This window comes from Reyranella sp. (genome assembly GCF_965279465.1).
Classification (GTDB): domain Bacteria; phylum Pseudomonadota; class Alphaproteobacteria; order Reyranellales; family Reyranellaceae; genus Reyranella.
The window spans coordinates 5279665-5294298 of sequence record NZ_OZ257242.1 but is presented as its reverse complement, the minus strand read 5'-3'; the positions used below and the strand labels follow the sequence as shown (position 1 = coordinate 5294298).

At 65.1% G+C, this 14634-nt stretch carries 12 protein-coding genes; 4 read left to right on the top strand and 8 right to left on the bottom strand.

The window, feature by feature from the left end; genetic code table 11:
• Positions 1-111 precede the first annotated feature (111 nt).
• Positions 112-462, top strand: a complete 351-nt coding sequence (locus tag ACQY8M_RS25835; protein ID WP_428661636.1) for a hypothetical protein — start codon at positions 112-114, stop codon at positions 460-462.
• Positions 463-518: 56 nt separating this feature from the next.
• Here ACQY8M_RS25835 and ACQY8M_RS25830 read toward each other — a convergent pair whose 3' ends face one another.
• The 3 genes from ACQY8M_RS25830 to ACQY8M_RS25820 all read right to left on the bottom strand — a co-directional run bounded on the left by ACQY8M_RS25830 (position 519) and on the right by ACQY8M_RS25820 (position 5677).
• Positions 519-698 (bottom strand): hypothetical protein, encoded by a 180-nt coding sequence (locus ACQY8M_RS25830; protein WP_428661633.1) that lies wholly within the window; start codon positions 696-698, stop codon positions 519-521.
• Between the two features lie 358 nt (positions 699-1056).
• Positions 1057-2193 carry a calcium-binding protein gene (locus tag ACQY8M_RS25825; protein WP_428661630.1) on the bottom strand — a complete coding sequence of 379 codons (1137 nt, stop codon included), beginning with the start codon at positions 2191-2193 and terminating at the stop codon, positions 1057-1059.
• Positions 2194-3127: 934 nt separating this feature from the next.
• Positions 3128-5677 (bottom strand): tetratricopeptide repeat protein, encoded by a 2550-nt coding sequence (locus tag ACQY8M_RS25820; RefSeq protein WP_428661627.1) that lies wholly within the window; start codon positions 5675-5677, stop codon positions 3128-3130.
• A gap of 232 nt (positions 5678-5909) precedes the next feature.
• Between ACQY8M_RS25820 and ACQY8M_RS25815 the strand changes: the two genes are divergently transcribed.
• Positions 5910-6899, top strand: coding sequence for a Bug family tripartite tricarboxylate transporter substrate binding protein (locus ACQY8M_RS25815; RefSeq protein ID WP_428661625.1), 990 nt, complete (start codon positions 5910-5912; stop codon positions 6897-6899).
• Positions 6900-6903: 4 nt separating this feature from the next.
• Positions 6904-8541: a thiamine pyrophosphate-dependent enzyme gene (locus ACQY8M_RS25810; RefSeq protein WP_428661622.1), complete on the top strand. Its 1638-nt coding sequence runs from the start codon at positions 6904-6906 to the stop codon at positions 8539-8541.
• 87 nt (positions 8542-8628) lie between these two features.
• On the opposite strand, the gene ACQY8M_RS25805 is transcribed toward ACQY8M_RS25810, so the two are convergent.
• Both ACQY8M_RS25805 and ACQY8M_RS25800 read right to left on the bottom strand, forming a co-directional pair.
• Complete coding sequence (locus ACQY8M_RS25805) at positions 8629-9723, bottom strand: mandelate racemase/muconate lactonizing enzyme family protein (RefSeq protein ID WP_428661620.1); 1095 nt, start codon at positions 9721-9723, stop codon at positions 8629-8631.
• Positions 9720-10262, bottom strand: a complete 543-nt coding sequence (locus ACQY8M_RS25800; protein WP_428661618.1) for a hypothetical protein — start codon at positions 10260-10262, stop codon at positions 9720-9722. The genes ACQY8M_RS25805 and ACQY8M_RS25800 overlap by 4 nt, the downstream gene beginning before the upstream one ends.
• A 16-nt stretch (positions 10263-10278) precedes the next feature.
• On the opposite strand from ACQY8M_RS25800, the gene ACQY8M_RS25795 reads away from it, so the two are divergent.
• Positions 10279-11418, top strand: coding sequence for an alanine racemase (locus ACQY8M_RS25795; protein WP_428661615.1), 1140 nt, complete (start codon positions 10279-10281; stop codon positions 11416-11418).
• Positions 11419-11420: 2 nt separating this feature from the next.
• Here the strand turns inward: ACQY8M_RS25795 and ACQY8M_RS25790 are convergent, their stop codons facing one another.
• The 3 genes from ACQY8M_RS25790 to ACQY8M_RS25780 all read right to left on the bottom strand — a co-directional run bounded on the left by ACQY8M_RS25790 (position 11421) and on the right by ACQY8M_RS25780 (position 14475).
• A complete protein-coding gene (locus tag ACQY8M_RS25790) occupies positions 11421-12182 on the bottom strand; it encodes a glucose 1-dehydrogenase (RefSeq protein ID WP_428661612.1) in 762 nt (253 codons plus the stop codon).
• Positions 12183-12345: 163 nt separating this feature from the next.
• Positions 12346-13563: an acyl-CoA dehydrogenase family protein gene (locus tag ACQY8M_RS25785; RefSeq protein ID WP_428661609.1), complete on the bottom strand. Its 1218-nt coding sequence runs from the start codon at positions 13561-13563 to the stop codon at positions 12346-12348.
• A 36-nt stretch (positions 13564-13599) separates the two neighbouring features.
• On the bottom strand, positions 13600-14475 hold the full coding sequence (locus ACQY8M_RS25780) for an MBL fold metallo-hydrolase (protein ID WP_428661607.1): 876 nt from the start codon (positions 14473-14475) through the stop codon (positions 13600-13602).
• Between the last annotated feature and the right edge of the window lie 159 nt (positions 14476-14634).

Sequence of the window (14634 nt, the reverse complement as noted above, 5' to 3'; positions counted from 1 at the left end):
GGGCTATCCGTCGGTAGTTGGCTGCTGCATTGAGCGGTCGCGCGCATGATCGACTCACTCGACCCGGCCTGCCAGCATCGGCGCCAGTAGAGAGCCGATGGAGGAAAGTGCATGGAAGCTGATCCGAAGTGTCCGAAGTGCGGGAAGGACATCACGGAGTTTTCGATCCGGCATGCGATCGTAGGCCCGAAGGTCGCGACCGGACAGGCCGCGGGTGCACCAGTAGGTCCACCTGGGAATGTGGCCATGGGCGCGAATGTCACGGCGGCACCGGGCTTCTATGCGGTCGTGATGTGCTGTCCGCACTGCATGGTGATCATCAGCGTAGTCGCCGAACCGAACGCCATCGCCGCTGATGTCGTGCGACGCCTCCTCACCAATAAGACGATGCCGAGCAAAGCCGGAGGCGTCGGCGCCGTCCAGCAATCCAAGGGCAAGACATCACCCGGGGCGCCTGCATAGGCGTCCTTCGGGGCGAAAAGGGATTTGCTGCGTAAGCCGCCGGTCAATGCACGAAATCAGCGGGGCTCACGGTCTTTCTTGTTCTCGCTCTGCTCCGAGGCGCTGTAGCGGCTCGAGGCGCGCTCTACAATTTGCGCCGCTTTCTTGTCCTCCGGTGTGCCCTGCTTTCGATCCCATCGAGGATGGTTGGCGGCTTCGCCTTGGCGCTTGTCGTCGGGACGGGATGTATCGGCCATAAGGCACTCCGCTGCGGATGAATTCTCGGATTCAATGCGACGCCGTCTTCTAGGTTGCCTGGCGCACTCGTCGCCTGAAAAAATCCGGCGTGCCGTCCGGCGAATTTGAGGCTGTAGCGAGCCCAGGGCGATCGGCGGCCGGCATCATCTGGCGAGCAAACTTGGCGCCGTGGCGCGCGAGCGTGCTTGCTTTGCGTGGCGGCGGCGCAGAGCACGCCCCTGCTCGACATAGACGCCCTGTACTTGATGAACGCATGCGCCATACCGGCGCTCAACATCGCCGCGCCGAGATCCTCCCCGCGCTACATAGGGCCACGACGCGACCGTAGCGCTGGCCGACCACTGCGGTCACAGCGCCCTACTCAATCTGGAAGTGGCTGCTGGTAAGGGCAAGGCCGGCGTCCAGGGTGGCAAATTGAACGGCCGCAGCCGAGCCGCTGCCGTCGGAATCGTACGACAACGCGCCTGTGCCACTGTTGTAGATGATTCGGTCGTCGGCAGCGGCCGCGCTAACGCCAATGAAGAACGCACCGGCAGCCAGGGTTCCAGGCGCACCGGCCGCTGTGAACACCGATTGGCTTAGAAGGATGTGGTCGTCGGCGATGCTGAAAAAGCTGACGAAATCGACGTTGGTCAGCACATCAAGCGTACTGTCAAACAAGTACGAGTCCTGACCAGGGCCGCCGATCAATGTATCGTTGCCACCTCCGCCATTCAAGGTGTCGTCGCCCAATCCGGCGCTCAGCAAGTCATTTCCCGCGGCGCCATTTAGAGTGTCGTTGTCCAATCCCCCGATCACCGTATCGTTCCCGATGCCGCCACTCACAGTGTCGTTGCCCACGCCGCCGCTTACGGTATCGTCGCCTGAACCACCGTACACAGTGTCGTTGCCAGCACCGCCATCCAGGGTGTCGTTGCTCTGATCGCCGTTCAGCTCGTCATTTCCCGTTCCACCGATCAGCAGGTCGTCGCCGAACCCGCCTTTCAGCGTATCGTTGCCACCGCCGCCGAGCAGCAAATTTAACCCAGCATTGCCGGTCAAGGTGTCCCCGTACGCTGAGCCCACAAGGGTTTCGATGCTGATCAGCGCATCGATACCAGCACTGCCGGTATTCTGCGCACCGATCAGCGCCAAGCTCACTGACACCCCGGTTGTCGCGCTCGCATATGTCGCCGCGTCGGTGCCGGCGCCCCCACTCAAGATGTCGTTGCCTGGTCCGCCATCCAGCGCATCGTCACCCAAAGCACCGAGCAGAATGTCGTCGTCATTACCTCCCGACAGCACGTCGTTGCCGGCGCCTCCGTGAAGGATATCCTTCCCATTGCCCCCACTCAGGGTGTCGTCGCCAACACCGCCGAATAGAATATCTTTGCCGTTGCCCCCCGAGAAGTAATCGTCATCGTCGGTGCCGAAGCGCGTATTCTTGCCGTTGTTGCTTGAGCGCATCGCAATCCTCCCAGAAGGCTTCGACTCCACCAGCAGCCTGTCGATCACTCGTCGATCGCGGCAATAACGCTGATGCATATTGTTCGTTGCCTCTGCTCATGCGCCGTTCTGCGTGACGCTGACCTGAAAGCGCGCGACGCGCCGAGATCCTGTCGACAGACGACCCTACCCCGGCGGGCTGCCCCGGAAGTTCCCTGGCCGTAATGAGGCGAAGCAGGCGACAACCGCGCATCGTCGTGCCGTCCGGAGAGATGGGATGTTTCGCAACTCTGTTGGCCTGATCGCCCTGGCCTTTTGGCCGGCATGCGCGTGCATCGTCCTGCTTGTTGCACTTTCGTGGTTGCCCGGCAGCGCGATGGTCCGGACCGGCATGGGCGGGCACATTGAACACTTTATGGCTTACTTCGGCACAGCAATCGTAGTGGGCTTGGCCTATCGAGGGAGGGCGAGGGCTTTCGTTCTGACTGGTCTGCTTGTCGCGCTCGCGGGAATCCTAGAAGGCGGTCAGATATATATGCCTGGCCGAATCTCGGCCTTTCTTGATTTCGTGGCCAGCGGGACTGGAGCCGTCTCGGGAGGACTTCTCGTGTGGGCGCTCCGATCTGGCTTGCTCGGCTACGCAGGGCTCGATCGGTTGACAGTCGGGCGAGGCTGACGCTTGCCGCCAGGCGGCGCGCAACTGTCTCACGTGATTTTTTCGGTGAGACGAAGCCGCTGCCCTGGGCGGTCGGTGGCCGGCGACCCGCGTCAGGTCAGCCAGTGCACGAGCAGCATTTCACCGGCCAGCAGCGCGAGCGCGGCCAGGGTGATCAAAAAGACGCGGTCGCGAGGGCGATCGATCATGGCGCCTGCATAGCACCGTCGGCGGGCCTGGGCATGCGGCAGGGCGACACCGTTGGGGATGAATCGTGGGCGTGATCCTAAGTGACCGTCGGCGTGGCGCCGATCGCCGTCAAGCAAGCGGGCGAGCCGCGCCTGCTCGTCACTTCATGCCGAGGCGCGCGAAGTCCTCGGCGACCTTGGGGGCGATCTTCACGGCCGCAGCCATGTCGGCAGTCCCACCCTCCTTGTCGCCGCTCTTCGTCTTCGCCAGGCCGCGGCCGTACAGCGACCGGGCACGGTTCGGATCGAGCTGCAGCGCGGCGTTGTATTCGTTGATCGATACCGGGAAGTCGCCGAGCTTCAGGTAGATGAAGCCGCGCGTGTCGCGCGCGTCCAGGCTGGCCGGCTGGAGCTTCAGTGCCTCGTCGCAATCGCGCAATGCTTCGGTCGGGTCCTTGCCGACGATGCCGCGCGTCAGGCAGCGGTTGCTATAGGCGATCGCCATGCGCGGATTGAGCTTGATCGCCTCGCCGTAGTCGGCGATGGCGCGGTCGTATTGGCCCTTGGCAAAGTACGAGTAGCCGCGGTTGTAGTACGGGTCGGCCGCGTTCGGCAGGAGCTTGATCGCCTCGGTGAGGTCGGCAACGGCTTTGTCCTGCTGGCCGATCTGCGCATAGATCGCCGCGCGCGCGACATGGGCCTCGGCGCTCTTGGCGTCGAGCCGCAGCGCCGTGGTGTAGTCGGCTAGCGCGCGGTCGGCGCTGCCGCGCATGCTGAACAGGACACCGCGGTAATAGTAGGCGCGGGCGAACTCCGGCGACAGCTCGATCGCCCGGTTGAGATCGGCGAAGCCCTTGTCGAACTCGCCGCTGCCGCCCTCGGCGACGCCGCGATGCATCAGCGCGTTGATGTTGTCGGGCCCGAGCCGCAGCGCGGTGGTGAAGTCGACGATCGCGCGCTCGTAGTCGGCGCGGCGGGTGTACAGGATGATGCCCCGGTTAAGGTACGACGTGATGTACTTGGGGTCCCAGCGGATCGCCTGGGTGTAGTCGTCATAGGCCTTATCCGGCTCCTCGATCGCGTGATAGGCGAAGCCGCGCTGGAAATAGGCGAAGGCGTATTCGGGATCGAGCCGGATGCCCTCGTTGAAGTCGGCGATCGCGCGCTTGTATTCCTGACGGGCGAGATAGACGCCGCCGCGCGCGACGAAAACGCGGGCCTCGGTCGGGTTGAGCCGGATCGCCTCGTTGAAGTCGGCCAGTGCCAAGTCGTACTCGGTCTTCAGCACATAGGCCGTGCCGCGCTGGTAGCGCGCGTGCGCCACCTGCGCCCAGTGGCGCACCGCCTCAGGCTCCTTGGAGCCGAACTGCAGCACGTCGCCGGTCAGCAGGCCGAGGCGCAGCGCCTCCGTGAAGTCGACGATCGCCTTGTCCGGATCGCCCTTCTCGCGCCACGAGATGCCGCGGTTGATCAGGCAGTTCACTTCCTTCGGATCGATCTTCAGGCAGTCGGTGAAGTCCTTGATCGCGAGGTCGTACTGGCCTTTCTTGGAATAGTAGACGATGCCGCGATTGAGCAGCGGCGCCACGTCGAGCGGGTTGATGCGATGCGCCTCGCTGTAGTCGGCGATGGCATTGTCAGGCTCGTTGACCGAATGATAGGCGATGCCGCGATTCAGGAAGGTGTACTCGTCGCCGGGCGACAGCCGGATCGCCTCGGTGAAGTCGGCGATCGCCGCCCGGAACTCCTCCTTGTACATGTGCGCGGAGGCGCGGCCGACGAAGTGCGCCGCGGCGGTCGGGTTGATGCGGATGGCGTCGTTGAAGTCCTTGATCGCCGCATCGAACATCGGGATCGCCTGCTTCTTGTCCTTGCTGCCCTTGTCGAGAAAGACGAGGCCGCGCTGGTAGTAGGCATCGGCGAGCTGCGCGCTCTGCGTCATCGCCTGGTAGTATTGGGCGGGGAACGGCTTGCCGGACGGATCCACCGTGACCGCGGTCACCGGCGGCGAGGTTGCGGGCAGGCACTTGATGGCGTCGGTGAAATCGGCGATCGACTGGTTGAGGTTGCCCTTGCGCTTGTAGACGAGGCCGCGATTGATCCAGGCGGTCGTCTCGCAGCGATTGATCTTCAGCGCCGAGTCGAAATCGGAGATCGCGCCTTCGTTATTGTCCTTCTTGGTGTAGAGCACGATGCCGCGGTTGACGTAGGCAAGGGTTTCCCGTGGCGACAGCCGGATGGCGTCGCTGTAGTCGACGATCGCCTGATCGGCGTCGCCCATCGCGTGATAAATCAGGCCGCGCTGGAACACCAACTGGGCCGAAGGCGCCGAGCTGCGAATGGCGTCGGTGTAGAACCGCAGCGCGGTGCGATAGTCGCTGAGTGAACCCTTGGGGTCGCCGTCGTTGGCCCGCGCCAGGCCGCGATTGAAGTACGCCAACCCCAAGGCAGGCCCCTTGAGGTTGCCGCTGTCGATGACGTCGGTGCAGACCTTGATCTTCTGGCTTGGACGCAGGCCGTATCCTGCGTAGCAGATCGGCGGTGTCGAAGCCGTGTCGGCCGCGATCACCTCGGACTTTGGCTGGGCCCGAGGGGCCGTCTGAACCCTCGGCACGGAGGTCGGCGGCGGATTCTGGGCCATGGCGACGGTCGCGACTCCGCAGACGCCAAGCAGCAAGGCCAACGCGGGCTGGCAAAAGATTGTCTGCATCACCCTTCCCCAGTACTCGGACGGCGCCCCATAACCGCGCCCAAGCTCCAGCCCGCCCACACCCCACTGCCACTGCAACTCGTAGCATATAACGCGCAAGCCAATAAATAATTCCATCGGCAATGCGACAATCTTGCGGCCGTCGTGTTGACTATATTTATAGAAACTCCCCCTCGACCGGATGCTGTTGCTTTGGCACGCTTGCGCCGGAGTAATGGGAGGAAGAAAAAAAATGACAAGCGTACGTGCCGCGCTGCCGCGGCGCGCCTTCGTGGGCGGAATGCTGGGAGCGCTCGCTGCTCCCGCGATTGTGCGGGCGCAAGGCACCTATCCGAACAAGACGGTGCGGTACATCAATCCGTTCCCGGCGGGTGGCGCCACAGACACGCTTTCGCGCCTGTTCTGCGCCAAGCTGACGGAACTCAGCGGGCAGCAATGGGTCGTGGAAAATCGCGGCGGGTCGGGCGGCAATGTGGGGATGGATCTCCTCGCCCAGTCCGCGCCCGACGGCTACACGCTGGGCCTAGGCGGCATCGCGAGCCACGCGATCGCTCCCACCCTCTACGCCAAGCTGCCGTTCAAGGTGCCGGACGACTTCACCTTCATCTCGACCATCTGGTCGCTGCCCAACATGCTGGTGGTCAACCTCGACATGCCGGTCAAGACCGTCCCGGAGCTGATCTCCTTCCTGCAGAAGAACCCGGGCAAGTACTCCTATGCCTCGGCCGGCAACGGCACGACGCTCCACCTCTCGGGCGAGCTGTTCAAGGTGATGGCCAAGGTCGACATCCTGCATGTGCCTTACCGAGGCGCCGCACCCGCGATGCAGGACCTGCTGGCAGGTCAGGTGCACATGATCTTCGACAATATTCCCGGTGCGCTGGCGGTCTCGCGGCCCGGCAAGGTGCGCGCCCTCGGAGTCACGTCCAAGGAGCGCACGCCCGTCGTGCCCGATGTGCCGGCGATCGCCGAGACGCTGCCCGGCTTCGACATCAACTCCTGGACGACGCTGACAGGCCCGGCGAAGCTTCCGCCCGACATCGTCGCGAGGCTGTCGGAACTGGCCAAGAAGGCCCTCGAGAGCGAGGACCTCAAGGCGAAGTTTTTCGACCTCTCGGCGACCGCGGTCTGGCGCTCGCCGGAAGCGACCTTGGCTTACCGCGCCTCGGAAGAAGCTCGGCTCGCGACGATTATCAAGGCATCGGGCGCACGTGTAGACTAGAGGCATGCAACAGACCCTCACTACCGCTCAAGCGGTGGTGTCGATGCTGGAACTCAACGGCATCGACACGCTGTTCTGCCTGCCCGGCGTCCAGAACGATTCGTTCTTCGACGCGCTGTACGACCGGACCAATGCGGTCCGGCCGATCCACGCCCGCCATGAGCAGGCCTGCGCCTACATGGCGCTCGGCTATGCGATGGCGAGCGGCATGCCGTCGGCCTACGTGGTTGTGCCCGGGCCCGGCTTCCTGAATACGACGGCGGCGCTGTCGACCGCCTATGCGGTGAACGCGCCGGTGCTCGCCCTTACCGGCCAGATCCAGCAATCGATGATCGGCCGCAATGTCGGGCTGCTGCACGAGCTGCCGGACCAGCTCGCCATCATGCGCGGCCTGACCAAATGGGCCGACCGTATCACCACGCCGCCCGCAGCGCCGGGGCTGATGAACGAGGCTTTCCGTCGCCTTCTGTCCGGCCGGCGCCGGCCGGTCGCGCTCGAATGCGCGATGGATACCTGGGGCCGCAAGGCGCCTGTCGTGCTGCCGGCAGCGGCAGCGCAGGCCGATCCCTGCCCGGTCGACGAGGACGGCGTCGAGCGTGCGGCCAAATTGCTGGGCGCCGCGCAACGGCCGCTGATCGTGGTCGGCGGCGGCGCCCAGGGCGCGGGCGAATACGTCGCCCGGATTGCCGAGATGCTCGACGCGCCGGTCATGACCGGCCGCATGGGCCAGGGCGTGATCGACGGCCGCCATCGCCTCTCCGTCACCTCGCTGGCCGGCTATCGCTTCTGGAGCGAGGCCGACGTGGTGCTGGCAGTCGGTACGCGCCTGCAGCCGCAGCAGATGAGCTGGGGCATGGACGACGAGCTCAAGATCATCCGCATCGATATCGACAGTGAAGAGCTCGACCGCCAGAAGAAGCCCGAGATCGGCATCATTGGCGACGCTACTGCGACCTTGAAGGCACTTGCCGACAATCTCGGCGCACACAATGCCAAACGCAATGGCCGCGCCGAGGCGGTGGCCGAGACCAAGGCAGCCGCAAACAAAAAGATCCGCGACACGCTTGCCCCGCAGATCGCCTATCTCGAGGCGATCCGCGCGGCGCTGCCCGACGACGGTATCCTGGTCGATGAGCTGACGCAGATGGGCTATGCCGCCCGCCTCGCCTATCCGACCTACAAGTCGCGCACCTTCCTGTCGCCGGGTTACCAGGGCACCCTGGGCTGGGGCTACGCGACCTCGCTCGGCGCGAAGGTCGCGAGACCCGACACGCCGGTCGTGTCGATCAGCGGCGATGGCGGCTTCCTGTTCACGGCGATGGAGATGTCGACGGCGGCGCAGAACGGCATCGGCGTCGTGGCCGTGGTGTTCAGCGACGGGGCCTACGGCAACGTGAAGCGGATCCAGCAGCAGGCCTTCAGCAACCGCACCATCGCCTCGGACCTGCACAATCCGGACTTCGTCAGGCTGGCCGAGAGCTTCGGCATCGCCTCGGAACGCGCGAAGTCACCGGCCGAGCTCGGCGCCGCGATCTCGCGCGGCCTAGCCCGCGGCGGACCGATGCTGATCGACTGCCCGGTCGGCGCCTTGCCCGACCCGTGGTCGCTTGTCGCCCTACCGAGAGCGCGGCCGCGCAAATAGTCTGCGCTGGGAGCGCGGCTCTCCAGAGCCGCTCTTTCCTTTATGCTCGGACATCCCATGAGCGGCTCGGGAGAGCCGCGCTCCCAGCTATGAACCGTAGGTCCTGATCACCTCGGGGTCAGGATCGCGGCCGAGGCCGGGGCCGTCGGGCACGGCGAAGGCGCCGTTCGCCGGGTCGATCATCTCACCGTATAGGCTCGCCTCGAGGTCCATGTGATAGCGCTCGACCAGGGCCCCCGGCTGGCCGCGCGCGGCGGTGAGATGCAGCGTGGCGAGGAAGCCCGGTCCGAAATACGGTGAGTGCGGCATCAGCGTCACGCCGGCGGCATCGGCCAGTGTCGCCACTTTCAGGAATTCGGTGACCCCGCCGACCTTGGTGACGCTGGGCTGCGCGTAGTCGACCGCCTTGGCGGCCAGCATGTCGCGGAATTGGAAGGACGTGCAGTTGTTCTCGCCGGCGGCCATCGCGACGCCGGTCTCGGTGCGCAGCTTCGCGATCGCCTGGAAGTCTTCCGGCGGGAAGATCGGCTCCTCGAGCCAGTGCAGATCGTATTGCCGGAGCTTTAGGGTCATGTGGCGCGCCTCTTCCGGCGTCCACGGGCAGTTGGTGTCGACCATGATCGGCACGCCGTGACCGGCAGCCTCGCGCGCGGCGCGGACCTCGGCTTCCTCGGTCTCGTGCAGCTTGATGTATTGGTAACCCTCCGCGATCGCCTGCCTGGTCCGCTCGGCAACGCGTTCGGGATCACGATACTTGAGCAGGCTGGCATAGGCCGGCAACGACGTCTGGCCGGCACCGCCGAGCAGCCGGTGCAGCGGCAAGCCCGCCGCCTTGCCCGCGATGTCCCAGAGCGCGATGTCGAGGCCCGATAGCGCGAACAGCGTGATGCCGTAGCGGCCGAACAGGTGGAGTGCCTGCTGCAGATCGCGCGACAGCTTCGCGATGTCGCGCGCGTCGCGGCCGACCACGATCGGCGCGATCATCGAATGAAGTGCCGCCCGCACGGCGTCCGTGCAGCCGTAGCAGAAGGCCTCGCCCCAGCCGGTGATGCCGGAGTCGGTCTCGACCTTGACCAGCAGGATATTGTTGGTCGTCCAGTTGCGCCCGCCGTAGCCGGTCGGCGCGCCGCCGAAGGTGAACGGGACCTTGACCGAGATGCTGTCGACCTTCGCGATCTTCATGCCGCCTCTCCTTTCGTCCGGACATCGGCCAGCAGCCGTTCCGCATGGACGCGATCCGACAGCCGCTTGGAGCTGAAGCGCGGATCGTTGCGCGGCGCCAGCAGCAAGACGTGTGGCGCGAGGATGGCCGGCGGCGGAGGCGGCATAGTGTCGGTCTCCGGCATTTCGACCTCGGCCAGTACGAAGTAAGTGTTGCCGTCATCGGCCCGGAAGAAATCGACATCCCAGTGGAACCGCCCGTCCTGCCACGAGTAGCGCGCCTTCTGCAGGTTCTCCTGGCGGATCTTCCACAGCCGCTCGAAGTCGATCGGCGAGATCTCGGTCTCGATCTCGACCATCTGGTCGTCGACCGACCGCTTGTAGCCGAAGATGTGGCGCGTCGTGCCGCCCGAGTCGATCGAGCGGATGCGCAGGCCCGACGAATCGAGATAGGCCTGCCGCAGGTAGCTGCGCGTCACCCCGGGCGTTTCCGCCAGGATGCGCTCCAGCCCGCCGTCGTCGTCCTCGAGGACAAACTTGCGTTCGTTTTCAATCGGCATGCGCTAATAATCCTCGATGGCAAATCAGACGCTCAACGACCTTCCCACACCCGCGCTCATTCTCGACCGTGCCATCCTGCGCCGCAACCTCAAGCGCATGAGCGACCGGCTGCGCGAGGCTGGCGTGGTTCTCAGGCCGCATCTCAAGACGGCTAAATCCGTTCAGGTCGGCCGCATGGCCGTCGAGGGCCATGACGGGCGAATCACTGTTTCAACGCTTGCGGAGGCTCGTTATTTCGCCAAAGGCGGCTTCACGGACATCTTCTATGCTGTCGGCATCGTGCCGGCTAAGCTGCCGGCCGTCGCCGAGCTGCGACGGCAGGGAATCAATCTGCGCATCGTCACTGATAATATTTTCGTGGCGAGAGCGATTGCCGAAGCCGCGACGAACGGCGACAGCTTTTCTGTCTTCATCGAGATCGACAGCGGCGGCGGACGCGCCGGCCTGCCCTATCCGGAACTGCCCGGCCTGCTCGACATCGCGCGTGTCCTGCACGCTGCACCCGGCGTCGAGCTGGCGGGCGTGATGACCCATGCCGGCCATTCCTATCACGAGAACAGCGTCGACGGGATCGCCGCCGTCGCCGAACAGGAGCGGCTGGCGATCGTCACGGCGGCCGAGGCGATCCGCGCCGCCGGCATCCCCTGCCCCATCGTGTCGGGTGGCTCGACGCCGACGGCGATGCATTCGCGCGACTTCACCGGCATCACCGAGATGCGGCCGGGCGTCTACTGCTTCAACGATCTCGACCAGGAGTTCATCGGCTCGTGCGGCGCGGGCGATCTTGCCCTGTCGGTTCTGGCCTCCGTGATCGGCCACTACCCGCATCGCAACCAGGTGCTGATCGATGCGGGTGCGCTGGCATTGTCCAAGGACATCAGCGCGCAGGAGTTCCAGCCCAAGGTCGGTTTCGGCACCATCGCGAACGCGCCGGCCAGGGACATGGCTGTGATCGCCTGCTCGCAGGAACATGGCTTCGTCAGCTCGGACGACCCGATCCCCTACGGCAACCTTCCGGTCGGCAGCCGCGTGCGCGTGCTGCCCAACCACGCCTGCATCACGGCGGCGGCGTACGACCGCTACTACGTGGTCGACAGCGAGCTCGACGGCGGCAAGTCGGTCGTCGACGTCTACGATCGCATCAACGGCTGGTGAGCCTACAACGAGCTGACCGTGTGGCCGCCGTCGACGGTGATCACGCTGCCGGTCATGAACGAACCTGCTTCTGACGCAAGCAGCAGCAGGGCGCCGTCGAGCTCCTCGGGCTTGCCGATGCGGCGCTGCGGGATGCGGTCGATCAGCTTCTGGCCGCCGGGAGTCTTCCAGAAATCGCTGTTCATTTCCGTCTCGATATAACCGGGGCAGATCGCGTTGACCCGGATCCGGTAGCGCGCCCATTCCATGGCTAGCGCTCGCGTGAGATGGATGAGGCCCGCCTTCGAGGCATTGTAGGGCGCCACCTGCCCGATCGTGCGCAGGCCGAGGATCGAGGCGATGTTGACGATGCTGCCCGGCCGCCTGTCGGCCGCCCAGCCCTTCGCCGCGCCCTGCGCCACCAGCCAGGCGCCGCGCAGGTTGGTGTCGACGACCGCATCCCAATCCTTCTCGGGCATCTCGAGTGCGGGCTTGACGATCGAGATGCCTGCGTTGTTCACGACGATGTCGAGAGGGCCGGCGGCGTCGAGCGCCTTCCCGACCGATTCGGCCGACTGCACATCGAGCTCGATCGACTTCGCGGTGATGTTCCTTCCTTCGAGTTCCGCTTGCAGGGATTTGAGGCGATCCGTGCGCCGCGCCGCCAGCACGACGGAAGCACCAGCCTCCCCGAGGCATCGGGCGAAATGCGTGCCCAGTCCCGACGAGGCGCCGGTGATCAGGGCTGTCTTTCCGCAAAGGTCGAATGGTTTCGGGTTGGTCATTCAAGCGTCCGTATCGGCTGCCAAGGTCAATCCAGCTTTTCGTATATCCATAGTCGCCTACCTGCACGACATCTTACGACCTTTCAGCCGATATCGCCCCGTAGCGGGGCACCTGTATCCATCATGAAGCCTGGACTTCGACGCCACTCTTGCTTGCGGCCAGCTAGCGCAGCCGAGGGCCAGGGTCGAGCCCGAGGAAGGCGCGACCGCCGATCGGATACCACTCAGGAGCGAGCGTCGCCGCCTGGCCGACCACCTGCAGGTCGCGCCACACCTCGGCCAGGCGACTCTCGGTCTTGAACGAGGTGCTGCCGCCATGCCGATACATCAGGTCCATCGCCTGGCGGGCGCAGTCGCCCGCATGCACCGCGGCGAGCCGGCAACGGGCGCGCTGCTCGAGCGTGGTCTCGCGGCCGTCGGCGAGCGCATTCCACAGCTCGGCGATCATCGCGTTGCGATAGAGGCGTCCGGAATTGAGGATCGCATCGGCGCGCCCCACCGCATCCTGCACCTGCGGATTGTCGCACAGCCTGCCCGTGCGGCCGCGCGGTGTCTTCTCGCCGGCAAGCTCGACGAGCGCGTTGATGCCGGCGCGCGCCAGCCCGGTGATCACCGCGCATTGGTGCGGCCCGACCCACGCCTGTGCTGGCAGGGCATAACTGATGCCAGGCCAATGCGCCCACTGATTGTCGAGCGGTGCGCCGGCATGGACCGTCGTGCGCCGCTCCGGCAGGAAGAAGTCCGTCACCGTCCAGTCGAAGCTCCCGGTGCCGCGCAGCCCGCTTACCTCCCAACTGCCCGGAATGACCTCGACCTCGGCGCGCGGGAACAGGCCGCGCCAGAACATGCCGCCGTCGTCGCGGCGCCGCGGCTGGCCGTCGTCGAGAATTTGGAAGCTGCCGAGCATCCAGGCGGCTTCATGGCAGCCGCTGCCGAAGGTCCAGCGTCCGCTGACGCGATAGCCGCCCGGGACCGACACCGCCTGGCCGCCGCCCTGCACCGCGGTGCCGGCAATCACGGTGCGATGCCCCTTTGGAAAGATCTCCTGCACGCCATCTTCCGGAAGGCCGAGCGTGACCAGCGAGCCGACGCCGTTGTTGGCGACGTTCCAGCCGACCGAGCCCACGCCTTCGGCCAAAAGCTCGATGACGCGGATGTAGGTCAGCGGATCAGCTTGCAGGCCATCGAGCGACCGCGGCAGCAGGAGGCGGTAGAAGCCCGCTGCGTGCATCTGCTCGACGAGTTCGGGCGGCAGCCGCTGCTCGCGCTCGATCTCGTCCTGATAGTGCCGCAGGGTGGGCCTGAGCGCGGCGGCCGCCTGCACCACAGGCTGGGCATCGATATCTGTCGGCAGGCGGCGGTCCTCGACGACGGTCAGCATCGGCCTCTCCCGTTGCCCGCCGGCAGTTCCGTGCCTTCAGAAGCTCGCATACTCCAGGCGAAAGCCGTCATCCCAGCGCTTGATGAGGCCGACCGAAGGCGACGGGAAGTGCATCGTGCAGCACAACGTGTCAGTGTCGCAATAGCGCTCGAAGAAGCTCCGGCGCGTCCGGACACCCTGGTCGCGGTCGGTGTCGACTCTCATGACAAGGTCGGGATAGCGGGCCTGGATCGGCGAATGGATCAGATCGCCGGTGAACACCGCGGCGTCGCGGCCCTTGCCGGCGCAGACCGCGAAATGGTCGGGCGTGTGGCCCGGCGTCGGGCTCAGGCGGATATGGTCGTTGAGCGCATGGTCGCTAGTAACCAGGTCGGCCCGGTTGGCCTCGATGATCGGCAGCACGCTGTCGGTGATCTGGTCGAGCGGCGTCTTCTGATGAATCTCGCTCCAGTAAGTGTATTCCTTCTTCGAGAACAGGTAGCGCGCCTTGGGAAAGGTCGGAACCCAGCGGCCGTTTTCCAGCCTGGTGTTCCAGCCGACGTGATCGCCGTGCAGATGGCTGCACATCACGAAATCGATGTCCTCGACCCCGAGGCCGGCGGCCTTCAATGCATTCATCCAGTTGCTGTCGTTCTTCTTGTTCCAGGTCGGCCGGTTGGGGAAGTTCTTGTCGTTGCCGATACAGCTGTCGACCAGGATGTTGTGATGCGGCGTCTTGACGACGTATGACTGGAAGCACAGCACGACGTTTCCGGTCGCACTGTCGTAGCCGCCGGGCGCCAGCCACGACAGGTTCTCGTCGAGGGTTTCCTTGGACAAGGTCGGCAGGAAGTCGAGCATCGGAGTGAAGCCCGCCTCCTGCTCGACGATCCTGTGGATGGTCATGTCATTGACGGAAAAGCTCGTGCGCATTGCTGGCGTCTCCTCACTCGTTGGCTGGCTTGCGGTGTCATCCTAGCCCAGGCAGCAACCGTTGACGAAGGGCGCGTTTGAACGAGACTCGGCTTCCGATACAGTTCGCGCCAGCGGGCTTCGACCCGCGTGACTGGCGCCACTAAGACGTAGGCCATG